The sequence below is a fragment of the Citrobacter sp. RHBSTW-00570 genome, assembly GCF_013739755.1.
GTDB classification, from domain to species: Bacteria; Pseudomonadota; Gammaproteobacteria; order Enterobacterales; family Enterobacteriaceae; genus Citrobacter; species Citrobacter braakii.
The window spans coordinates 4,531,039-4,557,316 of record NZ_CP056399.1 but is presented as its reverse complement, the minus strand read 5'-3'; the positions used below and the strand labels follow the sequence as shown (position 1 = coordinate 4,557,316).

At 51.6% G+C, this 26,278-nt stretch carries 26 protein-coding genes; 12 read left to right on the top strand and 14 right to left on the bottom strand.

What is annotated here, in order from left to right; translation table 11 throughout:
• Positions 1 to 69: 69 nt before the first annotated feature.
• Positions 70 to 1,506, bottom strand: a complete 1,437-nt coding sequence (aspA, locus tag HV237_RS21675; RefSeq protein ID WP_016151388.1) for an aspartate ammonia-lyase — start codon at positions 1,504 to 1,506, stop codon at positions 70 to 72.
• Between the two features lie 338 nt (positions 1,507 to 1,844).
• Between aspA and HV237_RS21670 the strand changes: the two genes are divergently transcribed.
• The gene (locus HV237_RS21670) at positions 1,845 to 2,321 is read left to right on the top strand and encodes an FxsA family protein (RefSeq protein WP_016151389.1); all 477 of its coding nucleotides are present in this window, start codon (positions 1,845 to 1,847) and stop codon (positions 2,319 to 2,321) included.
• Positions 2,322 to 2,369: 48 nt separating this feature from the next.
• Here the strand turns inward: HV237_RS21670 and yjeH are convergent, their stop codons facing one another.
• A complete protein-coding gene (yjeH, locus tag HV237_RS21665; RefSeq protein ID WP_047358980.1) occupies positions 2,370 to 3,635 on the bottom strand; it encodes an L-methionine/branched-chain amino acid transporter in 1,266 nt (421 codons plus the stop codon).
• Between the two features lie 275 nt (positions 3,636 to 3,910).
• Between yjeH and HV237_RS21660 the strand changes: the two genes are divergently transcribed.
• From HV237_RS21660 to HV237_RS21650, 3 genes are all read left to right on the top strand, one after another.
• A complete protein-coding gene (locus HV237_RS21660; RefSeq protein ID WP_000027827.1) occupies positions 3,911 to 4,204 on the top strand; it encodes a co-chaperone GroES in 294 nt (97 codons plus the stop codon).
• Between the two features lie 43 nt (positions 4,205 to 4,247).
• Positions 4,248 to 5,894, top strand: coding sequence for a chaperonin GroEL (groL, locus tag HV237_RS21655; protein WP_003025464.1), 1,647 nt, complete (start codon positions 4,248 to 4,250; stop codon positions 5,892 to 5,894).
• Between the two features lie 253 nt (positions 5,895 to 6,147).
• Positions 6,148 to 6,501, top strand: coding sequence for a DUF4156 domain-containing protein (locus tag HV237_RS21650; RefSeq protein WP_016151391.1), 354 nt, complete (start codon positions 6,148 to 6,150; stop codon positions 6,499 to 6,501).
• A gap of 85 nt (positions 6,502 to 6,586) precedes the next feature.
• Here the strand turns inward: HV237_RS21650 and yjeJ are convergent, their stop codons facing one another.
• Together yjeJ and epmB are read right to left on the bottom strand one after the other, a co-directional pair.
• The gene (yjeJ, locus tag HV237_RS21645) at positions 6,587 to 7,450 is read right to left on the bottom strand and encodes a YjeJ family protein (protein ID WP_047358981.1); all 864 of its coding nucleotides are present in this window, start codon (positions 7,448 to 7,450) and stop codon (positions 6,587 to 6,589) included.
• A gap of 183 nt (positions 7,451 to 7,633) precedes the next feature.
• Positions 7,634 to 8,662: an EF-P beta-lysylation protein EpmB gene (gene epmB, locus HV237_RS21640; protein ID WP_047358982.1), complete on the bottom strand. Its 1,029-nt coding sequence runs from the start codon at positions 8,660 to 8,662 to the stop codon at positions 7,634 to 7,636.
• A 41-nt stretch (positions 8,663 to 8,703) separates the two neighbouring features.
• Between epmB and efp the strand changes: the two genes are divergently transcribed.
• From efp to ecnB, 3 genes are all read left to right on the top strand, one after another.
• On the top strand, positions 8,704 to 9,270 hold the full coding sequence (gene efp, locus HV237_RS21635; protein ID WP_003025478.1) for an elongation factor P: 567 nt from the start codon (positions 8,704 to 8,706) through the stop codon (positions 9,268 to 9,270).
• A 57-nt stretch (positions 9,271 to 9,327) separates the two neighbouring features.
• Positions 9,328 to 9,462 carry a lipoprotein antitoxin entericidin A gene (gene ecnA / locus HV237_RS21630; RefSeq protein ID WP_016151394.1) on the top strand — a complete coding sequence of 45 codons (135 nt, stop codon included), beginning with the start codon at positions 9,328 to 9,330 and terminating at the stop codon, positions 9,460 to 9,462.
• Positions 9,463 to 9,569: 107 nt separating this feature from the next.
• Complete coding sequence (gene ecnB, locus HV237_RS21625; RefSeq protein WP_016151395.1) at positions 9,570 to 9,716, top strand: lipoprotein toxin entericidin B; 147 nt, start codon at positions 9,570 to 9,572, stop codon at positions 9,714 to 9,716.
• A 30-nt stretch (positions 9,717 to 9,746) separates the two neighbouring features.
• On the opposite strand, the gene HV237_RS21620 is transcribed toward ecnB, so the two are convergent.
• Positions 9,747 to 10,346 carry a LuxR C-terminal-related transcriptional regulator gene (locus HV237_RS21620; RefSeq protein WP_046275848.1) on the bottom strand — a complete coding sequence of 200 codons (600 nt, stop codon included), beginning with the start codon at positions 10,344 to 10,346 and terminating at the stop codon, positions 9,747 to 9,749.
• 256 nt (positions 10,347 to 10,602) lie between these two features.
• On the opposite strand from HV237_RS21620, the gene sugE reads away from it, so the two are divergent.
• The gene (sugE, locus tag HV237_RS21615; RefSeq protein WP_016151397.1) at positions 10,603 to 10,920 is read left to right on the top strand and encodes a quaternary ammonium compound efflux SMR transporter SugE; all 318 of its coding nucleotides are present in this window, start codon (positions 10,603 to 10,605) and stop codon (positions 10,918 to 10,920) included.
• On the opposite strand, the gene HV237_RS21610 is transcribed toward sugE, so the two are convergent.
• Together HV237_RS21610 and HV237_RS21605 are read right to left on the bottom strand one after the other, a co-directional pair.
• Entirely contained in the window at positions 10,917 to 11,450 is a 534-nt protein-coding gene (locus tag HV237_RS21610; protein WP_047358983.1) for a lipocalin family protein, read from the bottom strand. The two genes, sugE and HV237_RS21610, sit on opposite strands and share 4 nt — an antisense overlap.
• A gap of 93 nt (positions 11,451 to 11,543) precedes the next feature.
• Positions 11,544 to 12,689 carry a class C beta-lactamase CMY-70 gene (locus tag HV237_RS21605; protein WP_046275846.1) on the bottom strand — a complete coding sequence of 382 codons (1,146 nt, stop codon included), beginning with the start codon at positions 12,687 to 12,689 and terminating at the stop codon, positions 11,544 to 11,546.
• A 131-nt stretch (positions 12,690 to 12,820) separates the two neighbouring features.
• Between HV237_RS21605 and ampR the strand changes: the two genes are divergently transcribed.
• Positions 12,821 to 13,693 carry a LysR family transcriptional regulator AmpR gene (gene ampR / locus HV237_RS21600; protein WP_016151400.1) on the top strand — a complete coding sequence of 291 codons (873 nt, stop codon included), beginning with the start codon at positions 12,821 to 12,823 and terminating at the stop codon, positions 13,691 to 13,693.
• Positions 13,694 to 13,737: 44 nt separating this feature from the next.
• Here ampR and frdD read toward each other — a convergent pair whose 3' ends face one another.
• The 4 genes from frdD to frdA are packed head-to-tail and all read right to left on the bottom strand — an operon-like array spanning position 13,738 to position 17,028.
• Positions 13,738 to 14,094, bottom strand: a complete 357-nt coding sequence (gene frdD, locus HV237_RS21595; protein ID WP_003025535.1) for a fumarate reductase subunit FrdD — start codon at positions 14,092 to 14,094, stop codon at positions 13,738 to 13,740.
• 10 nt (positions 14,095 to 14,104) lie between these two features.
• Positions 14,105 to 14,500 (bottom strand): fumarate reductase subunit FrdC, encoded by a 396-nt coding sequence (gene frdC / locus HV237_RS21590; protein WP_016151401.1) that lies wholly within the window; start codon positions 14,498 to 14,500, stop codon positions 14,105 to 14,107.
• Between the two features lie 10 nt (positions 14,501 to 14,510).
• Entirely contained in the window at positions 14,511 to 15,245 is a 735-nt protein-coding gene (gene frdB, locus HV237_RS21585; RefSeq protein ID WP_006686291.1) for a fumarate reductase iron-sulfur protein, read from the bottom strand.
• Positions 15,238 to 17,028 (bottom strand): fumarate reductase (quinol) flavoprotein subunit, encoded by a 1,791-nt coding sequence (frdA, locus tag HV237_RS21580; protein ID WP_016151402.1) that lies wholly within the window; start codon positions 17,026 to 17,028, stop codon positions 15,238 to 15,240. The genes frdB and frdA overlap by 8 nt, the downstream gene beginning before the upstream one ends.
• Positions 17,029 to 17,352: 324 nt before the next feature.
• On the opposite strand from frdA, the gene epmA reads away from it, so the two are divergent.
• A complete protein-coding gene (epmA, locus tag HV237_RS21575) occupies positions 17,353 to 18,330 on the top strand; it encodes an elongation factor P--(R)-beta-lysine ligase (RefSeq protein WP_003830517.1) in 978 nt (325 codons plus the stop codon).
• Between the two features lie 214 nt (positions 18,331 to 18,544).
• Positions 18,545 to 20,047 carry a glutamate/gamma-aminobutyrate family transporter YjeM gene (gene yjeM / locus HV237_RS21570; RefSeq protein ID WP_047358904.1) on the top strand — a complete coding sequence of 501 codons (1,503 nt, stop codon included), beginning with the start codon at positions 18,545 to 18,547 and terminating at the stop codon, positions 20,045 to 20,047.
• A gap of 80 nt (positions 20,048 to 20,127) precedes the next feature.
• On the opposite strand, the gene mscM is transcribed toward yjeM, so the two are convergent.
• The 3 genes from mscM to rsgA form a co-directional block, all read right to left on the bottom strand.
• Positions 20,128 to 23,442 (bottom strand): miniconductance mechanosensitive channel MscM, encoded by a 3,315-nt coding sequence (gene mscM, locus HV237_RS21565; protein WP_181541632.1) that lies wholly within the window; start codon positions 23,440 to 23,442, stop codon positions 20,128 to 20,130.
• Between the two features lie 17 nt (positions 23,443 to 23,459).
• Positions 23,460 to 24,428 (bottom strand): archaetidylserine decarboxylase, encoded by a 969-nt coding sequence (asd, locus tag HV237_RS21560; protein WP_047358902.1) that lies wholly within the window; start codon positions 24,426 to 24,428, stop codon positions 23,460 to 23,462.
• Between the two features lie 92 nt (positions 24,429 to 24,520).
• The gene (rsgA, locus tag HV237_RS21555; protein WP_019078196.1) at positions 24,521 to 25,573 is read right to left on the bottom strand and encodes a small ribosomal subunit biogenesis GTPase RsgA; all 1,053 of its coding nucleotides are present in this window, start codon (positions 25,571 to 25,573) and stop codon (positions 24,521 to 24,523) included.
• A gap of 105 nt (positions 25,574 to 25,678) precedes the next feature.
• Between rsgA and orn the strand changes: the two genes are divergently transcribed.
• A complete protein-coding gene (orn, locus tag HV237_RS21550; RefSeq protein ID WP_016151407.1) occupies positions 25,679 to 26,224 on the top strand; it encodes an oligoribonuclease in 546 nt (181 codons plus the stop codon).
• The last annotated feature ends 54 nt before the right edge of the window (positions 26,225 to 26,278 follow it).

Sequence of the window (26,278 nt, the reverse complement as noted above, 5' to 3'; positions counted from 1 at the left end):
TTAAGTAACTTCGAGTAAGAAAAAAGGCACGTCATCATGACGTGCCTTCTCCGGTACTACCCTACACGATTACTGTTCGCTTTCATCAGTATAACGTTTTGCTTTATAAGCAGGGTGCATCAGGTTCTGTGCAGAGAAGATATCGTCCAGTTCAGACTCGGTCAACAGACCGCGTTCCAGGACAACTTCACGTACGCTCTTACCGGTTTCGGCACAAATTTTACCGACGATGTCGCCGTTGTGGTGACCGATGAACGGGTTGAGGTAAGTAACGATGCCGATGGAGTTGAATACAAACGCTTCACAGACTTCTTTGTTAGCAGTGATACCACTAACGCATTTTTCCAGCAGGTTGTAGCAAGCATTGCTCAGAATGTGAATGGATTCAAACATTGCCTGGCCAATGACCGGCTCCATTACGTTCAGCTGCAGCTGACCAGCTTCAGATGCCATAGTAACGGTGATGTCGTTACCGATGACTTTAAAGCAAACCTGGTTTACGACTTCTGGAACAACTGGGTTCACTTTTGCTGGCATGATAGAAGAACCAGCCTGCAGTTCCGGCAGGTTGATCTCGTTCAGACCAGCACGTGGGCCAGAGGAAAGCAAACGCAGGTCGTTACAGATTTTGGACATCTTAACAGCCAGACGTTTCAGTGCGCCGTGAACCATAACGTATGCGCCGCAGTCAGAAGTTGCTTCAATCAGGTCTTCTGCCGGAACACAGGCGAAGCCAGTGACTTCAGCCAGTTTCTGTACTGCCAGCGGGGAGTATTCTTTCGGCGTGTTCAGACCCGTACCGATTGCAGTTGCACCGAGGTTAACTTCCAGCAGCAGCTCAGCGGTACGACTAATGTTTTTCACTTCTTCTTTCAACAGTACGCTGAAAGCATGGAATTCCTGACCGAGGGTCATCGGTACAGCATCCTGCAGCTGGGTACGGCCCATTTTCAGGATGTCCTGGAATTCAACAGCTTTTTGTTCGAAGCCTTCACGCAGCTGGTTCAGGGCATCGATCAGTTTGATGATGGATGCGTATACCGCGATACGGAAGCCAGTTGGGTAAGCGTCGTTGGTAGACTGACATTTGTTAACGTGGTCGTTCGGGTTCAGGTACTGATATTCACCTTTCTGGTGACCCATCAGTTCCAGACCGATATTGGCCAGCACTTCGTTGGTGTTCATGTTGACGGAGGTACCCGCACCACCCTGGTAAACATCTACCGGGAATTGATCCATGCATTTTCCGTTATTCAGGACTTCATCACACGCCGCGATGATGGCATTTGCCACACTCTTAGGAATGGTTTGCAGCTCTTTGTTGGCCATTGCCGCTGCCTTTTTAACCATTACCATACCGCGAACAAATTCAGGAATGTCGCTGATTTTGTTGTTGCTAATGTAGAAGTTTTCAATCGCTCTCAGAGTGTGAACACCGTAGTAGGCGTCCGCTGGAACTTCCCTGGTACCCAACAAGTCTTCTTCGATACGAATGTTGTTTAACATGTGAACCTTCTTTTTCAAGCTGCCAATGATTTGACTAAACACACAGGATATATGTGATTTCGATTGTTTCTCGACCGACGATTATCCCCTGCATCGGTCTGATACTCGAGATCATATGCTGGTTCAGGATTTCTACCGTAATCTGGATCACTTAAAGCGTGGAATTTACCCCTTATTTATTATTCTGTGAAATGGATCACCCCTTTAGGATTAATACTAAAAATAAGTGTACAAGCGACTTGAAATTTTGCTAACCACCTCAACATCTAATTGATGCGAGTCACATAATTCATCGGACAGGCGTTGAAAAAAACGACTGTTATTGACAGGAGAACCCTTTGCGCTGGATACCATTACTTGCCATTTTTCTCTATGTTTACATAGAGATATCTATTTTTATTCAGGTTGCCCATGTCCTGGGTGTCCTGATGACGCTGATTTTGGTTATTTTTACGTCGGTTATCGGTATGTCTCTGGTTCGTAACCAGGGATTTAAAAACTTTTTACTGATGCAACAAAAAATGGCGGCTGGTGAAAGTCCGGCTGCAGAAATGATCAAGAGCGTGTCGCTGATCATTGCTGGTCTGCTGTTGGTACTGCCCGGTTTTTTCACCGATTTCCTCGGTCTTCTTCTTTTATTACCCCCGGTGCAAAAACATCTGACGATGAAACTGCTGCCGCATTTGCGTTTTTCGCGTATGCCGGGCGGTGGTTTCAGCGCCGGAACCGGTGGCGGTGAGACCTTTGATGGCGAATTTCAGCGCAAAGACGACGATCGCAACCGTATTGATCATAAAGACGATCCTCGGGATTAAGCATCAGTATGCGGGCCGGATAAGCGTGAGCACCATCCGGCAAAATGCTTATCTGCCGGATGACGGCGTCAACGTCATCTTATCCGGCCTGCGGGGTAAAAACAGCCACAGCCCTGCCAGCATAATCAGCGCATACAGGCTCTTCCAGCCAACCATTGCCAACAGCAGCAGACACAGTAGACCGCCAATGACCGCCAGCATGCGATAATGCCCTTTCAGTAATCGACATCCCGCCAGCATGCACAGCAAATAAATCATAATAAAGATGCCGTTAGCATAGATGATTAACGCATCGAGATTGATTTTCAGCATATAGATGCACAACGTACTGATCACGCAGCAGCCCAATACGGCGTTTAGCGCATTGCGTGGAAGGTGACGGGGAGACAGACGCGCCAGATGGCTCTCCGGCTTATATTGCGCTTGCGACCAGACCAGCCGGGCGAAACTTTGAATATAAATGTTGAGACTGGCAAAACAGGCCAGATAACCAATGATGCAGGCGACCCACAGTGCCTGTACGCCAAATAACTGCACGACGATCTCTGGCAGTGAGGCCGCCGCCGCCATTTGCTCACCGTAGGCGCCAAAATGAAGCACGACGACGGTGCATGCCCAATAAACAGAGCCCGCCAACAGCAAGCCGATCATCAGCGCGCGCGGGAAATCCCGCTCCGGGTTTTTGAATTCAGATGCCAGATGGGCAAACGCTTCAAGGCCAACAAAACACCAGAACATCACCGACAGCGCGGCGAACAGTCCGGGGAGCTCAATCTCGGTTATCGCAGGGAAGGGGATTTCGCCAGGTTTCACATCGCCTGCCCACCAGATGGCGACAATGAGGGCAACAATCAATCCGGCAATGACCGTTTGCAGATTAGCGCTAGAGCTGGCACCGTGGGAGCCGATATACCAAACCAATGCCAGCGTACCGAGCTCTGCCAACAGAAGCTGTTCGTCATGCCAGCCAAACATCGCCTGACCAAATCCGGCGGCAATATGTAATGCCGCAGGCAAGCCGACGGGAATCACCGACAAAAATAGCCATCCGGTGACGCGCTCCAGGCGTGAGCCAAAGGCCATACCAACAAAATGCGCCACGCCACCCGCGCTGGGAAAATGACGACCCAGTACGGCAAAGACAATCGCCACGGGAAAGACTAAAACAATCAGCACCGGCCAGGCCCACAGGCTGTTGTTGCCAGCCACCAGCGCGGCTAGCGCAGGGACGGCGAAAACGCCTGTACCTAGCAATGATGTCGACAACAGGCCAATGCCCTGAGCCAGTCCCAGCTCTTGTTTCAGTCCGCTCATAAGTTGTTATCCGGTTATGCCCATTGACCGGGCTACAGCGCAGATTTTTGATGGTATCACAATCGTATTTGCTTATGACGACGTGACTGAAATCGTTATAAAATGTGATGCGCGTCGGCGTTTTGACGGAATTTTCTGCTGATATAAATTTTTTTTCGCTTGCCCCCTTGAAGGTACAAAGCCCCATCCCCATTTCTCTGGTCACTAGCCGGGAAACCGTTCACGGGCCGGCGTCACCCATAACTGATAAAGACTTTCTCAAAGGAGAGCTATCAATGAGTATTCGTCCGTTACATGATCGTGTGATCGTCAAACGTAAAGAAGTTGAATCTAAATCTGCTGGCGGCATCGTACTGACCGGTTCTGCAGCAGGTAAATCAACTCGTGGCGAAATCATCGCTGTCGGTAAGGGCCGCATCCTGGACAACGGTACCGTACAGCCGCTGGACGTTAAAGTCGGCGATATCGTTATTTTCAACGATGGCTACGGTGTTAAATCTGAGAAGATCGACAATGAAGAAGTGTTGATCATGTCTGAAAGTGACATCCTGGCAATTGTTGAAGCCTAATCCGCGAACGACACTGAACATACGAATTTAAGGGAAAGAGAAAATGGCAGCTAAAGACGTAAAATTCGGTAACGACGCTCGTGTGAAAATGCTGCGCGGCGTAAACGTACTGGCAGATGCAGTGAAAGTTACCCTCGGTCCAAAAGGCCGTAACGTAGTTCTGGATAAATCTTTCGGTGCACCGACCATCACTAAAGATGGTGTTTCCGTAGCCCGTGAAATCGAACTGGAAGACAAGTTCGAAAACATGGGGGCGCAGATGGTGAAAGAAGTTGCCTCTAAAGCGAACGACGCTGCAGGCGACGGTACCACCACCGCAACCGTACTGGCGCAGTCCATCATCACTGAAGGTCTGAAAGCCGTTGCTGCGGGCATGAACCCGATGGATCTGAAACGTGGTATCGACAAAGCTGTCGCTGCTGCCGTTGAAGAACTGAAAGCACTGTCCGTACCGTGCTCTGACTCTAAAGCGATTGCTCAGGTTGGTACTATCTCCGCTAACTCCGACGAAACCGTAGGTAAACTGATCGCTGAAGCGATGGACAAAGTCGGTAAAGAAGGCGTGATCACCGTTGAAGACGGTACCGGTCTGCAGGACGAACTGGACGTGGTTGAAGGTATGCAGTTCGACCGTGGTTACCTGTCTCCTTACTTCATCAACAAGCCGGAAACTGGCGCAGTAGAACTGGAAAGCCCGTTCATCCTGCTGGCTGACAAGAAAATCTCCAACATCCGCGAAATGCTGCCGGTGCTGGAAGCAGTAGCAAAAGCCGGTAAACCACTGCTGATCATCGCTGAAGATGTTGAAGGCGAAGCGCTGGCAACTCTGGTTGTTAACACCATGCGCGGTATCGTGAAAGTCGCGGCGGTTAAAGCGCCTGGCTTCGGCGACCGTCGTAAAGCGATGCTGCAGGATATCGCTACCCTGACCGGTGGTACCGTTATCTCTGAAGAGATCGGTATGGAGCTGGAAAAAGCAACTCTGGAAGATCTGGGTCAGGCGAAACGCGTTGTTATCAACAAAGACACCACCACCATCATTGATGGCGTGGGTGACGAAGCTGCAATCCAGGGTCGCGTGACTCAGATTCGTCAGCAGATCGAAGAAGCAACTTCCGACTACGACCGTGAAAAACTGCAGGAGCGCGTAGCGAAACTGGCAGGCGGCGTTGCGGTTATCAAAGTTGGTGCTGCGACTGAAGTTGAAATGAAAGAGAAGAAAGCCCGCGTTGAAGATGCCCTGCACGCGACTCGTGCTGCGGTAGAAGAAGGCGTGGTTGCTGGTGGTGGTGTTGCGCTGATTCGCGTAGCGTCTAAAATTGCCGGTCTGAAAGGTCAGAACGAAGACCAGAACGTAGGTATCAAAGTTGCGCTGCGCGCAATGGAATCTCCGCTGCGTCAAATCGTACTGAACTGCGGCGAAGAGCCGTCTGTAGTGGCTAACACCGTGAAAGCGGGTGACGGTAACTACGGTTACAACGCTGCAACTGAAGAATACGGTAACATGATCGACATGGGTATCCTGGATCCAACCAAAGTAACGCGTTCAGCTCTGCAGTACGCGGCTTCTGTTGCGGGTCTGATGATCACCACCGAGTGCATGGTTACTGATCTGCCGAAAGGCGATGCGCCTGACTTAGGTGCTGCTGGTGGTATGGGCGGCATGGGTGGAATGGGCGGCATGATGTAATTTAATCTTCATACTTCAAGCCGCAGGTTCATTGGCTGCGTTCGTTTACCCCAGTCACTTACTCATGTAAGCACTGGGGGGATTCATGAACCTGTCGCCTGCCTGCAACTTGAATTATTTGATTAAATACGTATCTCGCGAAAAATGAGAAACCCTCGGGCAGAAATGTCCGGGGGTTTTTCTTTTGGTCATCTTTTTAGTATATGATTCAGCTACGGACATAACGTCCAGCTCATTGATTATGGGGAATGACATGCACGTGAAATATTTAGCAGGGATCGTTGGTGCCGCGCTACTGATGGCGGGTTGTAGCTCCAGCAACGAACTGAGTTCAGCCGGGCAAAGCGTACGCTTCGTCGAAGAGAAGCCTGGCGCAGAGTGTCAACTGATTGGCACTGCAACCGGTACGCAAAGCAACTGGCTTTCTGGCCAGCACGGCGAAGAGGGTGGCTCTATGCGTGGCGCAGCAAACGATCTGCGTAACCAGGCTGCGGCAATGGGTGGTAACGTGATTTATGGCGTCAGCAGCCCATCACAGGGAATGCTGTCCAGCTTTGTTCCTACTGCCAGTGAAATGACCGGACAGGTTTATAAGTGCCCAAATTGATAAATGCTGTTGATGCCTGATGGCGACGCTAAATGTCTTATCAGGCCTACGATACAAATTCGTCGGCCTGATAAGCGCAGAAACATCAGGCATTTTGAGCGTTATGCGCAGACTGAGCGCGTAAATGATGCAGCGCGCGCAGGCACTGATCCTGATTGAGCTTTTGCGCCTTATCACCCGTCAACGTTCTGACAAACACCTGGCACGATACACCAGCAAGCTTTTTCAGCCGTGGGCTGAAATCGAGAAGACGGCGAGTAATGGCTTCGGCCTCTTTGCTGCCGGAAGGGGCGCGAGTTTTTACTACCGAACCACAGAACTGGGCTTTTCCTTGATCATCTGTATAGCGGTAAATAATCGCCAGATAATGATTAAACAGGCTTTGTTTCCATTCGGGGTGCGTATAAGAGTCGTATTCCAGATTGTCGTTTGCCTGGCAATCAACATCGTACAGCGGCAGGAAATCCAGCAGCGATGTAATTCGTAGCGCTAATTCCCGCATGCCAGCATTATTTATTGCATGAATAACAGCATGGACCAGCACCCGAATCTGTAGTTCATTAATCAGTAATTCACACGTTTGTCCATCATGCAGTGTCAGAGAAAATGTTAAGTTTTCGCCTTTGTCATCCACTAACATCAGCGAATTTATGCGACGATTAATGTCGGCATTTTTTAGCTCATCTTCCTGAATCAAAGGAATATTTTCGTGCATCTTTTGGCTGGCTTTATCGCATTCCTTCTCATATTGCGCATGCTCTTCTTCGCTAAGCTGATGTTTAGCGGATAGCCTGCTTTCCAGGGCGATAAGCAGATCTCTTAGCCCAAGCGGAGAAAGAAAAAATAACGACGATTTATTCCTTGGTTCTTTTATCTTTAATGCTAAAGCAATAAATTCATTCTTTTGACGAATAACACCGGTATTAATGCCCTTAATACTTATAGCCATAAAAGGTTCTCCCTAACCATATATTTATTAATATTCTGAATTTGGTTCTACTAATACAAATTATGAATTAATGATTTTATAGCACTAATTAAAATAGCACAGATTAAAAGCGTGGCTCCACTTGTGAGGATTTAAATAATAAGTAATCGTGGTGAGTGTCCGAAATCGGACACTCAATAATGGTTATTGTTGGCGTAGTTGCAGATCCAACGGCGTTTTACTTGGCTCTCCGCCAATTTCACGCGCCAGTTTGGGGACCATATAGCCGGAAACCAACGTCAGCAGTTCACGCATAATGTGACGTGCCTCATCGTCGCTGACCATAAAGTGGGCGGCACCTTGCACTTTGTCCAGTACGTGCAGGTAATAGGGCATCACCCCCGCATCAAACAGGGCGTTGCTCAGGTTCGCCAGCGTTTGTGCGTTATCGTTCACGCCACGCAGCAAAACGCTTTGGTTGAGTAGCGTGACGCCAGCGGTACGCAGTCGGACCATCGCCTGGTGAAACGCCTCATCGACCTCATTGGCGTGGTTAATGTGGTTGACCAGCAGAACCTGCAGGGAGGAGCGCGCAAAGCGCTGGACCAGTCCTTCAGTAATGCGCGCGGGGATCACAATCGGCAAACGGCTGTGAATGCGCAGACGCTTAATGTGCGGGATGGCTTCCAGTTGCGTGAGTAACCAGTCCAGTTCATGGTCCTTGGCCATTAGCGGATCACCACCGGAGAAGATAATCTCATCCAGCTCAGGATGCGCGCTAATGTAGTCCAAGGCGACCTGCCAGTTGCGTTTATTGCCCTGGTTTTCGGCATACGGGAAGTGTCGGCGGAAGCAATAGCGACAATTTACCGCGCAACCGCCTTTAACCAACAACAGCGCCCGATTGCGATATTTATGCAGCAAACCGGGGACCACGCTGTGCTGTTCTTCCAGCGGATCGGTCGAGTAGCCAGGTGCAGCAACAAACTCTTCCTGGGAAGTAAGTACCTGACGCAAAAGCGGATCGTCCGGATTGCCTTTTTCCATACGAGCAATAAAGGCGCGCGGTACGCGCAGGGCGAAAAGTCGTCTCGCGTCGCGTCCGGCCAACAGTTTTTCATCTGCGTCTATATTCAAAAGATGCAGAAGTTCATCAGGATCGGTCACAACATCGGCAAGTTGCGATAACCAATCTTCTCTGGATGGGGTATTTAGGGTTACAATATGCGCCATTTTGTGGCTTAGCTACCAGTTAACAATTTTCAGAGGGCCTTATGGCAACGTACTATAGCAACGATTTTCGTGCTGGTCTTAAAATCATGTTGGACGGCGAACCTTATGCGGTTGAAGCCAGCGAATTCGTTAAACCAGGTAAAGGCCAGGCATTTGCGCGCGTTAAGCTGCGTCGCCTGCTGACCGGTACTCGCGTAGAGAAAACCTTCAAGTCTACCGACTCCGCTGAAGGCGCAGACGTAGCCGACATGAACCTGACCTTCCTGTATAGCGACGGTGAGTTCTGGCACTTTATGAATAACACCACTTTCGAACAGCTGGCTGCAGACGAGAAAGCGGTAGGCGATAACGCTAAATGGCTGCTGGACCAGGCTGAATGCATCGTGACCCTGTGGAACGGTCAGCCGATCTCCGTGACTCCGCCAAACTTCGTTGAGCTGGAAGTCGTTGAAACTGACCCAGGTCTGAAAGGCGATACCGCTGGTACTGGCGGCAAACCGGCTACTCTGTCTACTGGCGCAGTCGTTAAAGTTCCGCTGTTCGTACAGATCGGTGAAGTGATCAAAGTGGATACTCGCTCCGGCGAATACGTTTCTCGCGTAAAATAAGATATCTATTTGATCTTATGGCGCAGGTTGCTGCGCCATACTTTTTCCAGGGCAGGAATGATGAAACGTCTTCTCAGTCTTGTAATGCTCATCCTTTTCACCAGCACTCTCCTGGCGGGTTGTAATACCGCGCGCGGCTTCGGTGAAGACATCAAACATCTTGGCAATTCAATCTCTCACGCCGCCAGCTAACACTCTCTCATAGTCTTAAAAACGGTTGTTTATCCATCACACTTCCGGATCTTGTCTATTATTAATGAGCTATACACAAACAATATTGGCTAGAAAAGGAAGACGTTATGGTTAAAAAGACAATTGCTGCGATCTTTTCTGTGTTGGTTCTTTCTTCAGTGTTGACTGCGTGCAATACCACGAAAGGTGTTGGGCAGGATATCTCTGAGGGCGGTAGCGCAATCTCTGGTGCAGCGACAAAAGCTCAACAATAATCATGAACGGTACGACGTCACGTCGTACCGTTAATTCCCCTTCCCGGGGAGTGAGAGAAACGGCGAGAAGCGGTTCCCCATGTGCAGTTTCATGCGGATATTCCGTTTATAGGTGTAGACCGTCTTGCCATGAATGCTGAGTGCGGCGGCTATCGCATTGTTACTCACTCCATCCATCCACATCGACAATACTTTCTCCTCCTGCGGCGTAAGCAGCGGAGTCGCGTTTTCGGCTATTTCTAACGTGGGGCGAAGCTGTAGCGCCTCCTGAATCGTGTGTGAGAGCGCGTTCAGCGTGGTGTGCTTGGTTAAGACCGAATAGGCGACGGATTGAGAGGAAGCCATTGAGGTGTGCTGTCTTTCAACTGATTGCAGTAAAATCAGCGGGATGACGCCGCAGCTCATGAAAAAGGGTTTAATTGGCGGACTGGTATGCGTCTCGCTAATAAAACTGTATAAATCCGCGATCACCAGATGCGGCTTCCACTGCAAAATATGCTCTTTTGCTAACAGGAGATTATTGATCCCTGACACAAGAAATGAGGAGCTGAACCTGCCAGAATGATTAAGCAAGGCCTCAATCCCTGTGCGGGTAAAGTGGCACCGGTCAATCACTAAAATTTTAAGCATAACCTTTTCGCATTCAGAAGAGAGGCAATCGACTTTCCGGATTCAGAAAGCCCTTCATCATAGAGAACTCCGATGAGTGCCAAATGCGGGAACTACGCCGCTAATTATGCTTAATTCTTGCTTTTAACGGGCAGCGAATAAAAAGGTTGAAATTCATTTTCTCTCGGGCAAAAATGCCATTTCACACATCAGCTTTGCAGGACGACCTGCAAACGCTTCTTTCACCGGGGACGGCCCCATTGTTCTGGAGCCTGATATGTCCTGGATCGTTTTATTAATTGCAGGTCTGCTCGAAGTTGTCTGGGCGATTGGCCTGAAGTATACCCACGGTTTTACGCGTTTGACGCCAAGCATTATCACTATTGTGGCAATGATCGTCAGTATCGCCATGCTCTCCTGGGCAATGCGTACGTTGCCTGTAGGAACCGCCTATGCTGTATGGACCGGTATCGGCGCAGTCGGGGCGGCCATTACAGGGATTCTGCTGCTGGGTGAATCTGCCAGCCCGGCGCGGTTACTGAGCCTCGGGCTGATTGTGGCCGGTATTATTGGCCTCAAGCTGAGCACCCACTAAGCGCCAGGCTGTTTTACCCAAATCAGCTTATTCACCTCAAACCCTTCCCGGGTCGCGATGGCCAGCATTTGCTGTTTCATTTCATCTGAAATAGTAGGGGTCCGTGAAAGGATCCACAGGTAGTCGCGATCCGGCCCGCAAACCAGCGCGTGACGATATTCCCTGTCGAGGGCAATCACGTTATACCCGCCATAGAAGGGGCCAAAAAACGAGACCTTGAGCGCAGCGCGGTTTGGGTCGCCAGTGAAGTAGGCTTTCCCCTCCGTTTTCTGCCACATTCCTCTGTCCGAGTTATAGCCCTTGTTAATAACATTGATACCGCCGTCGTCGCGCAGGCTGTAGGTAGCAGTCACTTTTTCCAGTCCGCGTTCGAATCGATGGTCGAAACGCGCAATTTCATACCAGGTGCCCAGATAGCGTGTGGCATCAAAGTTATTTACTACGGTAACACCTTTCGGGGGTGTTGGGGTGCTGCAAGCGACAACCAGAAATGCAGCCGTAACTGCAGCAACGACGGGCAGAATGCGCATGGGATTTTCCTTGCTGGATTTTTGTTAAGTGTAGATGACAGCAGGAAAAAAAGAGAAAGAAAGGAAGCCCAATATCCAGGGCCTCCTTGTCCGTTACTGCAGTTTTTCAAGAATGCGCCAGGCGGCCTCGACGCGAACAGGGTTTGGGTAGCTCTTGTTTGCCAGCATCACGATGCCAAGGTTTTTTTCTGGAACGAAAGCAACGTAGCTGCCGAATCCGCCAGTGGAGCCCGTTTTATGCACCCATGAGGCTTTCACGGCAGGCGCGGGCGGGTTTACCTCAACGGCAGGAAGCGCTGCCAGTGCCACTTTGCTGTCGCTACCGCTAATTATCGAGTCGGCCTTCACCGGCCAGTTCAGCATCTCCCAGCCCAGGCCCTGGTACATATCGCCAATACGCCAGTAACGTGACTGCGCAAGCTCGATGCCCTGCTGGAGCGTTTTCTCCTGAACCTGGCTGGCGTCCATGTTGGCCTGAACCCAACGGGTCATATCGATAACGCTCGATTTCACCCCGTATGCTTCGGCATCAAGTTGGCCAGGGGATACATGCACTGGCTTTCCTTCGCGATAACCCCAGGCATAATCTTTTTGTTCGCTCTGCGGAACCGTAATCCAGGTATGCGCCAGTTTTAAGGGGTGCAGGACGCGTTTGGACATCGCCTCTTCGTAGCTCATGCCTGAGGGTTTCACTGCCAGGGCGCCAAACAGACCAATGCTGGAGTTAGCATAAAGACGTTTAGCGCCTGGGGCCCATTGCGGCTGCCAGTTTTGATAAAAGCGTAGTAACGCGGCTTTATCCGTAACGTCGTCCGGAACCTGAAGCGGCAGGCCGCCTGCCGTGTAGGTGGCTAAGTGCAGCAGGCTGATACCCTGCCACTGCTTACCAGTCAGTTCAGGCCAGTACTGCGTGACCGGATCGCTGAGCTTAATTTCGCCGCGGGCTATAGCATCGCCGCCCAGCACACCGTTGAACGTTTTACTGACCGATCCGAGTTCAAACAGCGTTTGTTGCGTGACTGGACGGTTATTGGCGATATCGGCTTTACCCCAGGTAAAGTAATAAGGTTTCCCCTGATAGATAATCGCAACGGCCATACCCGGAATTGCCTGCTCCTGCATCAGCGGTGTGATGGTGCGGTTAACGATATCGGCAATTTGTTGTTCTGTTTTTGCGGCGGCAAACGTGGAGAAAGAAGCTGTCAGCAGCAGCGCGCAGCATATCGATTTTTTCATCATGAAATCAGTTCCGTAATTAAAAGCGAAAGGGTGTCCGGGCCCGTCAGACGTAATCAGTGTGTTTGATTTGCACCGTGTTGACAAACGGTTAAATTTAGCAGCAGATATAAGTTTTTCTAACAGGCCAGATAATGACGCGTAGCTATATCCCCCTTAACTCGCTGCGGGCTTTTGAAGCAGCGGCCAGACATCTCAGCTTTACCCGCGCTGCGATTGAGCTCAACGTGACGCATTCTGCAATAAGCCAGCATGTGAAAGCGCTGGAGCAACAGCTGAATTGTCAGCTTTTTGTGCGTGGTTCTCGAGGGTTAATGTTGACGACTGAAGGGGAAAGTCTGTTACCTGTACTTAATGACTCTTTCGATCGTATGGCGGGGATGCTGGATCGTTTTGCCACTAAACAGACTCAGGAAAAACTTAAAATTGGCGTGGTGGGGACCTTTGCGGTCGGTTGTCTTTTCCCTCTGTTGAGCGACTTTAAGCGCCACTGTCCGCATATTGATTTGCATATTTCCACCCACAATAACCGTGTGGATCCCGCCGCCGAAGGGCTGGATTATACTATTCGCTACGGAGGAGGAGCCTGGCACGATACCGATGCGCAATATTTGTGTAGCGCGCTGATGTCTCCGCTGTGTTCACCGACATTGGCCTCGCAGATTAAAGCACCTGTGGACATCCTGAAATTTCCGTTATTACGATCGTATCGGCGTGATGAATGGACGCTTTGGATGCAGGCCGCCGGAGAAGCGCCTCCGTCACCGACGCACAACGTGGTGGTGTTTGACTCGTCCGTCTCAATGCTGGAAGCCGCGCAGGCGGGGATTGGCGTGGCAATTGCACCGGTAAGAATGTTCACGCATTTGCTCAGTAGTGAACGTATCGTGCAGCCTTTTCTAACGCAGATTGATCTGGGGAGTTACTGGATAACGCGTTTACAATCTCGTCCGGAGACGTCCGCGATGCGTGAGTTTTCCCGCTGGTTGACCGGGATGCTGCACTAATAAAAAGGCCCGCCATTGGCGGGCCTGATAATTAACGCATGCGATTAGATGGTCAGGATCCCAATAGCCGTTACAACGGTCAGGATAGCTGCCAGTCCGTAGAATACCCATTTGCCCGCAGGCACGTGGATTTTCAGGTCATGCATCGCGTGGTGCATACGGTGTAAACCACACCACAGCGGCAGAACGATCATCAGGAACAGAAACGCACGTCCGATGAAGCTCTGAGCGAATGCCAGTACGCGTTCATAGCTGAAAGCATCAGGAACAAAGCCCAGCGGCAGCATAATGCCGACCAGCAGGATCATCACCGGCGCAATGATTGCGCTCCACATACCGCCTGCACCAAACAGGCCCCAGAATACGGGTTCGTCAGAGCGTTTTGGATTTGGATTAATCATTCCGGACTCCTTACCAGAACAGGGCAACAAACAGTATTACTACTGTCGCAACCACAGTAACTGCCCAGAGACCTTTGATGATCGGCTCTGGTCCCATTTTTTCGTCTTTTACGATGATGTTGGCAGCTTTTGGCGCCAGCTCAAACCAGGTTTTGGTATGCAGCAGCGCTGCTGCCAGGGCGATAATATTCAGGATCACCACCACCGGGTTTTGCAAAAAGGCGACAAAGCCCATCCAGGACTCTGCACCATGCTTGAGTGCAAACAGGCCGATAATCAGTTCAATGCTGAACCAGACTGCCGGAACCGCCGTGCCTTCGCGCAGCATGTAAAAACGATAAAATGGCAGCTTTTTCCACCAGGTGGACGTCATTGGTCGCACATAGGGTTTGCGTTTAGTCGTCATCGTGCACTCCTTAGCGTGGTTTCAGGGTAGCGATAAGAAAGTCTTTTGAACTTTCAACTTTACCCTGCTGAATGGCCGCAGCCGGATCGACGTGTTTTGGGCAGACTTCGGAGCAGTAGCCCACAAAAGTACAGGACCAGACGCCGTTCGGGCTGTTCAACTGAGCCATACGCTCCTTCTTACCGTGGTCGCGGCTATCTTCGTTGTAACGATGCGCCAGAGTAATCGCAGCCGGTCCAATGAACTCTGGGTTCAGGCCGAACTGCGGGCACGCGGCGTAGCACAGACCACAGTTGATGCAACCGGAGAACTGATGATACTTCGCCATCTGCGCCGGAGTCTGGGTGTTTGGACCCTGATCCGGTGTACGCGGGTTACCGATGATGTACGGTTTGATCGCTTCCAGGCTTTCGATAAAGTGCGTCATGTCGACGACCAGATCGCGCTCAATCGGGAAGTTGCCCAGCGCTTCAACCTTCATGCCGTTGGTGTAATCACGCAGGAAGGTTTTGCACGCCAGTTTAGGTACATTGTTGACCATCATGCCGCAGGAGCCGCAGATCGCCATACGGCAGGACCAGCGGTAGCTCAGGTCCGGTGCCAGGTTATCCTTGATGTAGCCCAACGCATCCAGCAGTGACGTGGTTTCATCATAAGGAACTTCGTAGAAAGCACTGTGCGGCGCGGTATCGGTTTCCGGGTTATAGCGCACCACCTCAACTTTCAGGTTTTTCATCTCAGCCATTCGCCTTCTCCTTCTTATCGGCTGCTTCCGCTTCGCCACCGTAAACACGTTTAGCCGGTGGCAGAGTGGTGATTTTCACGTCGCTGTATTCCAGACGAGTCGTGCCGTCAGCATCGCGGAAGGCGAGGGTGTGTTTGAGGAAGTTCACATCGTCACGCTCGGTGCAGCCTTCATCCAGACGCTGATGCGCGCCGCGGGATTCTTTACGCGCCAGAGCAGAGTGCGCCATACATTCAGCAACGTTCAGACCGTGACCCAGTTCGATGGTGTACAGCAGGTCGGTGTTGAAGACGCTGGAGGTATCAGTGATACGTACGCGCTTGAAGCGTTCCTGCAGCTCCGCCAGTTTATCAACGGTTTTCTGCATGAGTTCCGGTGTACGGTAGATACCGCAACCTTCTTCCATGGACAGGCCCATTTCGTCACGGATCTTAGACCAGTTTTCGTTACCTTCCTGGTTAACCAGATCTTTCAGACGTTTTTCAACGCCAGCAACCTGCGCATCGAGCGCGGCACTGTTTGCAGCGCCAGCCGTTGCAGCACGTTCTGCAGCCTGTTCACCGGCCATACGACCGAAGACCACGAGTTCCGCCAGGGAGTTAGAACCCAGACGGTTAGCGCCATGCAGACCAACAGAGGAACATTCGCCCACAGCGAACAGACCTTTAATGCGGGTTTCACAGTGCTGATCGGTTTCGATACCGCCCATGGTGTAGTGCGCGGTAGGACGTACCGGGATCGGCTCTTTAACCGGATCGACACCCACGTAGGCTTTCGCCAGTTCGCAGATGAACGGTAAACGTTCGAGCAGTTTTTTCTCGCCGAGGTGACGCAGGTCGAGGTGAACCACATCGCCACGCGGGGTGGAAATGGTGTTACCCTTACGCCATTCGTGCCAGAAAGCCTGAGAAACTTTGTCGCGCGGACCGAGTTCCATGTATTTGTTTTTCGGTTCGCCCAGCGGGGTTTCCGGACCCATGCCGTAGTCTTGCAGATAACGGTAGCCGTTTTTGTTGACCAGGATACCGCCTTCACCACGGCAGCCTTCGGTCATCAGGATACCAGAGCCTGGTAGACCCGTCGGGTGATACTGAACGAATTCCATATCACGCAGCGGAACGCCATGGCTCAGCGCCATGCCCATACCGTCGCCAGTTACGATGCCGCCGTTGGTGTTGTAACGGTAAACACGACCTGCGCCGCCCGTTGCCATCACAACAGCATTAGCACGGATCTGCATCAGCGTGCCTTCCATCATGTTCATGGCAACCAGGCCGCGAGCATGGCCATCATCAACCAGGATATCCAGAACGAAGTGTTCGTCAAAGCGCTGAATCTGTGGGAACTGCAAAGATGTTTGGAACAGCGTATGCAACATGTGGAAGCCGGTTTTATCCGCGGCAAACCAGGTACGCTCGATTTTCATACCGCCGAAGCGACGTACGTTGACGCTACCGTCTTCACGGCGGCTCCATGGGCAGCCCCATTGTTCCAGTTGCGTCATTTCAGTTGGGCAGTGGTGGACAAAGTAATCCACGACATCCTGCTCACACAGCCAGTCTCCGCCTGCTACCGTATCGTGAAAATGGTAGTCAAAGCTGTCATGATCCTGCGCGACAGCAGCAGAGCCGCCTTCGGCAGCAACGGTATGGCTGCGCATTGGGTACACTTTTGAGATCAGTGCGATTTTAGCGTTGGGATTTGCTTGTGCGGCAGCAATTGCAGCACGTAATCCCGCGCCACCGGCGCCTATAATGGCAAGATCGGCTTGAAAGGTTTGCACGACATTCCTCCAGATTGTTGTTATTTCATTCCTGCCTGAAATCAGATGCTTCATCGGCTTCAAACAGGTTATGAACGCGTTTCCACTGCTCCTTTATAGGTACAATAGTATAGTCTCAGGGATGTGCGGGAAATTTGACGTGTTCGATTTTTTTAGCGTGTCAAAGGGGGGAATTATCATTGAATTTGATTAATTTAATTACTAAACCACCCCATGTCGCTTTTTTTATCCAATTGCCAGTGTGGATTATTGGCGCGCGAAATTTGTCTCGTTAACGCGATACGAGTAGACTTCGTGCCCTTGTCTTAAATCGGAGAAACAACCATGAGCGAAACGGCAACCTGGCAGCCGAGCGCGTCCATCCCCAATCTGTTAAAACGTGCAGCAATTATAGCGGAGATTCGCCGCTTTTTTGCCGATCGTGGCGTGCTTGAGGTTGAGACCCCTTGTATGAGTCAGGCAACGGTAACGGACATCCATCTGTTCCCGTTCGAAACGCGTTTCGTCGGCCCTGGACACTCCCAGGGAATGAATCTCTATTTAATGACCAGCCCGGAATACCATATGAAGCGCCTGCTGGTGGCAGGATGCGGCCCGGTGTATCAACTGTGCCGCAGCTTCCGTAATGAAGAGATGGGGCGTCATCATAACCCTGAATTCACTATGCTCGAGTGGTATCGTCCGCACTACGATATGTATCGCCTGATGAATGAAGTGGATGATTTGCTCCAGCAGGTGCTGGACTGCTCACCTGCGGAAAGTCTCTCTTACCAGCAAGCCTTCCAGCGCCATCTGGAGATAGACCCGCTGTCTGCGGATAAAACCCAACTGCGGGAAGTGGCGGCGAAATTGGATCTCAGTAATATCGCCGATACCGAAGAAGACCGGGACACCTTACTGCAGTTGCTGTTTACGATGGGCGTTGAGCCGCATATTGGCAAAGACAAACCGACGTTTGTGTATCATTTCCCGGCCAGCCAGGCATCACTGGCGCAAATCAGTACCGAAGATCACCGCGTGGCTGAACGTTTCGAGGTTTACTACAAAGGTATTGAGCTGGCGAATGGTTTCCATGAATTGACCGACGCGCGCGAACAGCAGCAGCGGTTTGAGCAGGATAACCGCAAACGTGCCGCACGTGGCTTGCCGCAGCAGCCTATCGACACCAACCTGCTTGAAGCGTTAAAAGTGGGTATGCCGGATTGCTCTGGTGTGGCGCTGGGCGTTGACCGTCTTGTGATGCTGGCATTGGGCGCAGAGAGCCTGGCCGAGGTTATCGCATTTACCGTCGATCGCGCGTAACGTACTCTCCTTCAATGCAAAGTGGCGGTGAAATAGCCACTTTGTAGCATATTTTTTCATTTACCCTCTAATAGCCACAATTTACTCCTGGATATTTGATATCGTTCAGGTATCAATTCTGTGTTGATTTTTCTATCGCTGAACTCTGAAAAGAGGGCAGTGCCAACCGGTGAGTGGCGTTTGTTAAACGCTTGCCAGAGTAAGGGATGGTTTAATGACCCAAACAATAAAAAAGATGAGCCTAATAGGTCTCATCCTCATGATATTTACGTCTGTTTTCGGTTTTGCGAATAGCCCCTCCGCATTCTATTTAATGGGGTATAGCGCGATTCCGTGGTATATATTTTCTGCATTATTATTCTTTATCCCATTTGCTTTAATGATGGCGGAAATGGGGGCTGCCTATCGGAAAGAAGAGGGCGGAATCTATTCGTGGATGAATAATAGCGTTGGGCCACGCTATGCGTTTATCGGCACGTTTATGTGGTTTTCTTCCTATGTGATATGGATGGTAAGCACCGCAGCGAAAGTTTGGGTACCTTTTTCAACCTTCTTATTTGGCGCAGACATGACGCAGCACTGGCGTTTTGCGGGGCTTGAGCCTACGCAGGTCGTCGGGTTGCTCGCCGTCGGTTGGATGATTCTGGTAACCTGCGTGGCCTCCCGGGGGATTAATAAGATTGCTCGTATTACGGCTGTAGGCGGAATTGCCGTAATGTGTCTTAATTTAGTTCTGTTGTTAGTGAGTGTCGCTATTTTGTTATTAACTGGTGGTCACTTTGCGCAGGATATTAATTTCATCTCCTCGCCTAATCCGGGATATCAATCCGGTCTGGCCATGTTGTCATTTGTTGTGTTTGCTATTTTTGCTTACGGCGGAATAGAAGCCGTGGGGGGATTAGTTGATAAAACAGAAAAGCCAGAAAAGAACTTTGCGAAAGGCATTGTCTTTGCCGCGATTGTCATTTCTGTCGGTTATTCACTGGCCATATTTTTATGGGGCGTTAGCACCAACTGGCAGCAAGTATTAAGCAATAGCTCGGTCAACCTCGGCAATATAACGTATATCCTAATGAAAAGCCTCGGGATGACGTTAGGTAACGCGCTGCATCTTTCTCCTGAAACCGCGATGGCGACGGGGGTGTGGTTCGCGCGTATCACCGGGCTTTCTATGTTTCTCGCTTATACCGGCGCTTTTTTCACGCTCAGCTATTCGCCACTGAAAGCGATTATTCAGGGAACGCCGAAGGCGCTGTGGCCAGCGCCAATGACCAAACTAAATGCCGTGGGGATGCCGACGACGGCAATGTGGTTGCAGTGCCTGCTGGTGAGCCTGTTTATCCTGCTGGTTTCGTTTGGCGGCGATACGGCTTCAGCGTTCTATAACAAACTGACGCTGATGGCGAACGTCTCGATGACGCTGCCGTATCTGTTCCTCGCGCTGGCGTTTCCGTTCTTTAAAGCCCGTACGGGCCTGGAAAGACCGTTTGTTGTCTTTAAAACCCGAGCGGCGACGTTACTGGCCACATCGGTGGTTGTGCTGGTGGTGACGTTTGCCAATGTGTTCACCATCATCCAGCCGGTGATTGAAGCTGGGGACTGGAACAGCGCATTGTGGATGACCGGAGGCCCGATCTTCTTCTCGCTGTTGGCAATGGCGATTTATCAGAACTACAGCCGCCGCACGGCCAACGAGCCTGAGTGGGCGGTGGAGTAAACTTCCTGCTGAATCCGGCCTACAAAAATGATTCTTCGTAGGCCGGATTCGGCGAAGCTGCCATCCGGCATCATTTTTGTTTACAAACTCCCCGCCGGGCGACTGCTTCTGCCCGCAGAACTTAAGGTTCTTCCCGTTTGCTTACCGCCGAGGCTCTCCAGACGCATCTGGAACGGTGGGAACGGCATATCGATACCGTGCTCGCGGAAGCCAGCCAGAATCAGCTGGTGGATTTCGTGGCGCAGCGGCATGCGATGCCCCATCTCAGCGGCATAAATACGCAGTTCGAAGATTTGAATCCCTTGCTGCAGGTCAACCAGGAAGACTTCTGGCGCCGGGTTATCGATAACCAGTGAGCAGCGTTGTGCGGCAGTAAGCAGGATCTGCGAAACCTCCTCGCTGTTAGCCTCCGACGGTGCCGGGATGGTTAATACCACACGGGTGACCGAATCAGATAACGACCAGTTGATAAACTGCTCGGTGATAAAGGCTTTGTTGGGCACGATGATCTCTTTGCGGTCCCAGTCGCTGATGGTCGTGGCGCGGGTATTAATTTTCGTCACGCTACCGGTAAGATCGCGAATCGTCACCGTGTCGCCAATGCGGATTGGTTTTTCAAACAGGATAATCAGGCCGGAAATAAAGTTGGCGAAGATCTCCTGCAAACCAAAGCCCAGACCGACACCGAGAGCAGCTACCAGCCATTGCAGTTTGGACCACTCAATACCGATCATTGAGAAGCCAACCAGACCGCCAATCAGCATCAGCAGGTACTTGGTGATGGTGGTGATAGCGTAACCGGTGCCGGGGGTTAAATCGAGATGTTGCAGCAGCGCCAGCTCCAGCAGCGCGGGCAGGTTGCGCACTAACTGGGTAGTGATGATAAACACCAGGATTGCGATAAGCACTGCACCCAGCGTTATCGGCTCTAAACTTTCCACACCCTGCACCGTGGAGGTGACATCCCATAACGAGATATTTTCCAGGAAGCCGAAAGCGGAATCAATTTCTGACCACAGCACAATGACCGAGAGCAGGGCGATAAGCATCAGGATAGAGCGCACCAGGCGCAGTGATTGCGCGCTGATAGCATCCAGATCCACTTCGCTTTCATCAACATCAATCGTGCCTTCAAGGCTGGTGGAATGCGCTGGTTCTTCTTCACCCCGTGCGCGCTGCGCCAGCATTTCGGCACGTCGATGCTTGGCGCGGTCAAACGCCAGCCGGCGGCGCTGGATCAGCATCCAGCGGCGGATAACGTGATACACCACCAGTAACAAGAACCAGATAGCTACGGACGTTTCCAGACGCGCCAGTAAAGCTTGCGACGTGGCGAGATAGCCCACTGCCGCAGCGAGAATGGCAATCAGCGGTGCGCCCATCAGCATATTCCACAGCATGCTGTTGACCATGTTATCGCTGTTGCCTTCTTTATCGAGGTACAGCGGTATTCCGGCGCGTTTCAGGCTCAGGGTCACGACCGCCAGCGCACCGCAAATCAGAATAAAGCACAGACGCCCCAGTGAGGCGGAGAATTCCCGGTCATTGAGATTATCAAACATAATCACCGCCATGATCAGCGGCACAATCAGCCCGATACTCATCAGGTAATAGTGCATGGCTTTCGCGACGCGGTTACGCGGCCAGCCAAAGTGGGCAATGAACAGACCGTTGGGGCGCGCAAAGGTGGCGCAAATCATTACTGCCCACAGCATGGGCACCGTGGCGGTAACGCCATCCCCGATAGCGACAGCTAATGGATAAGGCCAGGCTTCCTGCAATCCGTAACCGAGCGTTGCCCACAGCACCGGCAACGGAGAAGCGACGAGTATCGACCAGAACACCGTGCGTATCGTCAGCCAGAAGTGGTCCTGGGTGACTTTCCCGACCCGCGCAGATGAACGCTCCAGAAAACGGGTGAAGTGTTTGCGCGAAGAGAGGCTAAAGCCAACCAGCACCAATGCCGCGAAAAGCGGGAGCAGCGTTTCTTTGCTGGTCAGCATCATGATGCTGGCTTTGCCCAACTGATTAAACGTATCTAATGAGATCAGACGCCGCAGATCCTGGACGATGTCGACAGGCCAGGAGAGGGAGATGGGGCTAACGTCCGACGTCCAGAACAGATAACGGTGCGTTGCTTCGTTGACCTCTTTTAGCGCATCTTCCAGTTGGCTATTAGAGACTTTGAGCTTGGTCAGCTCAAGGATCAGCGTATCGCCACCCTGTAACAAAGAGTTCAGCAGCTCACGTTGGGTGCGTAACTGGGCGTTGAGAATGCTGCTCTGTTCAGCGGTCAGCGGTTGTCCATCGGCCTGATGAATCTGACGCAACTGCGGCTGTTTGTTGAGGAGATCCTCATAGCGCATACGGTGCACGCGAAGCTGCGCCATTTCGGTATCCAACTGCTGAGGCTTGGGCATTTCCGGTAAACGGGATACCTGCGCGCGCAGCGCTTCTCCCAGCATATTTGAGACCCCAAGCCACTGAGACTGCTCTCGCAGCGTATTCAATGCCTGGCGCACCTGCAGCGTTTGGCTGGCGGCTTGACGCTGTTGCGAGGCTACCAGGTCCATACGTTGCGCCTGCTGGTTTAATGCCTGAGACAGTTCGCGGTTAACCTTGAACTGGTCGACAATACCTTCCGGCAGTCCCGCGCTGTTTTCCGCCAACAGTTCGGTGCTTTCCAGCGCTCGCTCTGCCTCACGCTGACGTTGACTGTTGAGCTGGTTGCGCAAAGCCTGCAGGTAAGTATCGAGCTGCTGGCTCTGTTTTTCCGCCAGCTCTGAGCGCATACGCGCCAGCTCCTGGCGGTTATTAGCGGAAAGCTGCGCCAGCTCCAGTTCATCGACCAGGGCTTTGAGTTTGGCGGATTCAGCCTGCATCGCCTGATTCTGCGCGGGATTAGAGTTGGCGGTACCAATACGTCGCTCAAGCTCATTTAGCTGGCGGCGGGCATCGGTTTGCTGTTGAGGAAGCTGGCTTAACGAGTCGGCGATTTCCCGGGCGCGATCCTGCTCCTGCTGGGCCTGACGACTCTTTTCCAACAGTTGGCTGCTGACTTGGAGGATCTCCTGGTTTAACGCATCGGTGGTGAGTCCGGTTGGCACATTGCGCGGTTCGTCGCGCAGGTTGCTAAGCTGCGCGCGTAATGTTGCGGACAGCTTGGGGAAGTTATCAATAACCTGCTGATATTGCTGGGCACGCTCGAGAGAACCTTTACGCTCCTCGAGGGCATTCAGCGCGGACTGGAGAGCCTCGACGGTTTCTGGCTGAGCAGGTTTCGCCGCTTTTGCCTGCTCCAGTTCCTGGGTGAGTTGTTTGGCATCGGGGGCCGTCGCAGCGTACGCCCCCAGGCTGAGGCACCAGGCCATCAGAAAAGTGATAATCAGGCGCACAGCAGCGATTCCTATGTTTAACTTTCGTCTTTTTTGTCGTCAACCAGCGGGCTGGCGTCGTGTTCTGCTTCGATCTCTTCTTTCGCAAGCGGGGCAGGTTCTGCCTCTGGCGTCACGAATGTCTCGGTCGAGATGGCCATTGGCTGGCCGATTTTGGTCACTGAAAGGTCCTGCAACTGCTCAACCAGGTTAACTTTGCCAGGCGCGAACAGGTTGATAACGGTGGAACCGAGCTTAAAGCGGCCCATTTCCTGACCTTTCAACAGCGCCACCGACCCTTCGCTTTCGCCTTCCGGCCAGGTCCAGCGTTTGATGACGCCTTCACGCGGTGGGGTAATGGTGCCAGCCCATGCGGTTTCAATACTGCCAACGATGGTCGCGCCGACCAGAATCTGCACCATCGGGCCAAATTCGGTATCAAACAGACAGATTACGCGTTCGTTGCGTGCAAACAGGTTTGGAACGTTTTGCGCAGTCAGGATATTTACAGAGAAGAGATCGCCTGGCACGTACATCATTTCACGCAGGATACCGTTACACGGCATATGTACACGGTGGTAATCGCGTGGAGATAAGTAAGTGGTCACAAACGTACCGTTGCGGAATTTGTCCGCCATCTGGTAGTTGCCGGCCAGCAGTGCTTCAAGGGTATAGCTGTGCCCTTTGGCCTGCAGCAGTTTGTCTTCTTCGATGCTTCCTAACTGGTTAATCACGCCGTCAGCAGGCATGACCAGTACGTTTGGATCGGTGTTAATCGGGCGAACGTCGTCGCGCAGTGGGCGAACAAAGAAGTCGTTAAAGGTGCGATAGCTGGCGGTATCCGGCTTTTGCGCCTCTTTCATATCGACCTTGTAATATTTCACGAACAGATCGATAACCAGTTTAGTCAGCCATCCTGCTCGTTTGCTCGCACCCCAACCCGCCAGGCGAGTGAGCCATAGTTTCGGCAGAATGTATTGTAGCGAAAGCTTAAATGAGTTTAACAAGGTAGCCTCCAGGCCATAATTTGTTCCCGATCCGGCATACGGGCCGGATCCTGAAAAAAGGGGGACGATTCTAGCGATGCTTAGCTTAGTTGTCAGTTGTCTGTATCAGAAAAGTTTTTACGTGTTTTTACCTGCGCCATGCTTTCCAAGATGCGGTGATAATTTTCAAACCGAGTTTCGGCTATTGCCCCTTTTTCTACGGCCTCACGGATAGCGCAGCCTGGATCGGTATCATGCTTGCAGTCGCGGTATTTGCAGTGGCCCAGGTAGTCATGGAATTCGACAAAACCATGTGTGATTTGTTCCGGCTCCAGATGCCACAACCCGAACTCACGTACGCCAGGGGAGTCGATAACGTCGCCACCGTGCGGGAAATGATACAGGCGAGAGGCAGTGGTGGTGTGCTGTCCAAGGCCAGAGTTGTCGGAGACATCGTTGGTCAGAATCTCTTCCTGCAGGCCGAGAAGATTATTGAGCAGGCTAGATTTACCAACGCCCGACTGACCGGCAAAAATGCTGATGCGATCGGTTAATGCTTCTTCAAGCGGTTTCAGGCCGTCTTTCGTGCGGCTTGATACCATCAACACGCGATAGCCAATGTGGCGATAAATATCCATCTGTTCGTTAACAAAGGCCATGCCTTCGTCATCCAGCAGATCGATCTTATTCAAGACGATAATTGGTTCAACGTGTAGCGTTTCACAGGCTACCAGATACCGGTCGATAATATTGAGTGACAGCTCGGGTAAGATGGCTGAGACAATAACGATCTGGTTGATGTTGGCGGCAATGGGTTTTACCCCGTCGTAAAAGTCGGGACGTGTCAGTACCGAGGTACGCTCGTGTACCGCTTCAACGATGCCTTTGACATTCACGCCTTCTGCTGCTGCTTTTCCCGGGCGCCAGACAACGCGATCGCCGGTAACCAACGAGCGAATTGTACGGCGGATGTTGCAGCGGTGAATCTCACCGTCAGCAGATTCCACGTCGGCATGCATACCAAAACGGCTGATAACGATGCCTTCAGCGGTTTCGCCAAACAGGTTGTCGTCGTAGTCTGGCTTCTCCGTGGACGTTTTCAGACGACGCTGGTGATTGGCGTTCACACGGCGCTGTTGGCCTTTGGAGAGTTTATTCTTACTCAATCGGACTGACTCCTGGTCGCCCATAATGGGCAAAACATTTATGATACACGCAATTTTAGATGAATATAGTCACACTGAATGTGACGCTGAAGGGTGGAAAATAGCATGAGTGCCAATGAAAACAACCTGATTTGGATCGATCTGGAGATGACAGGTCTGGATCCCGAGCGCGATCGCATAATTGAGATAGCCACGCTGGTGACGGATGCCAACCTGAATATTCTGGCTGAAGGACCGACAATTGCGGTGCACCAGTCCGACGAACAGCTGGCATTAATGGATGACTGGAACGTACGTACGCATACCGGTAGTGGGCTAGTGGATCGCGTGAAGGCGAGCACCATGGGGGATCGTGAAGCTGAACTGGCTACGCTGGCTTTTTTGAAAGAGTGGGTTCCAGAAGGGAAATCACCTATCTGCGGCAACAGCATCGGTCAGGATCGTCGTTTCCTGTTTAAATACATGCCGGAGCTTGAGGCATATTTCCATTATCGCTATCTTGACGTCAGTACGTTGAAAGAGCTGGCGCGTCGTTGGAAGCCGGAAATTCTTGCTGGCTTCACCAAGCAGGGAACGCATCAGGCGATGGACGATATTCGTGAATCTGTTGCTGAGCTTGCTTACTATCGCGAACATTTTATTAAGCTTTGATTTTGTGGATGGCCGGACGGCGCTGCGGCTTACCCGGCCTACGAATATCGTTCC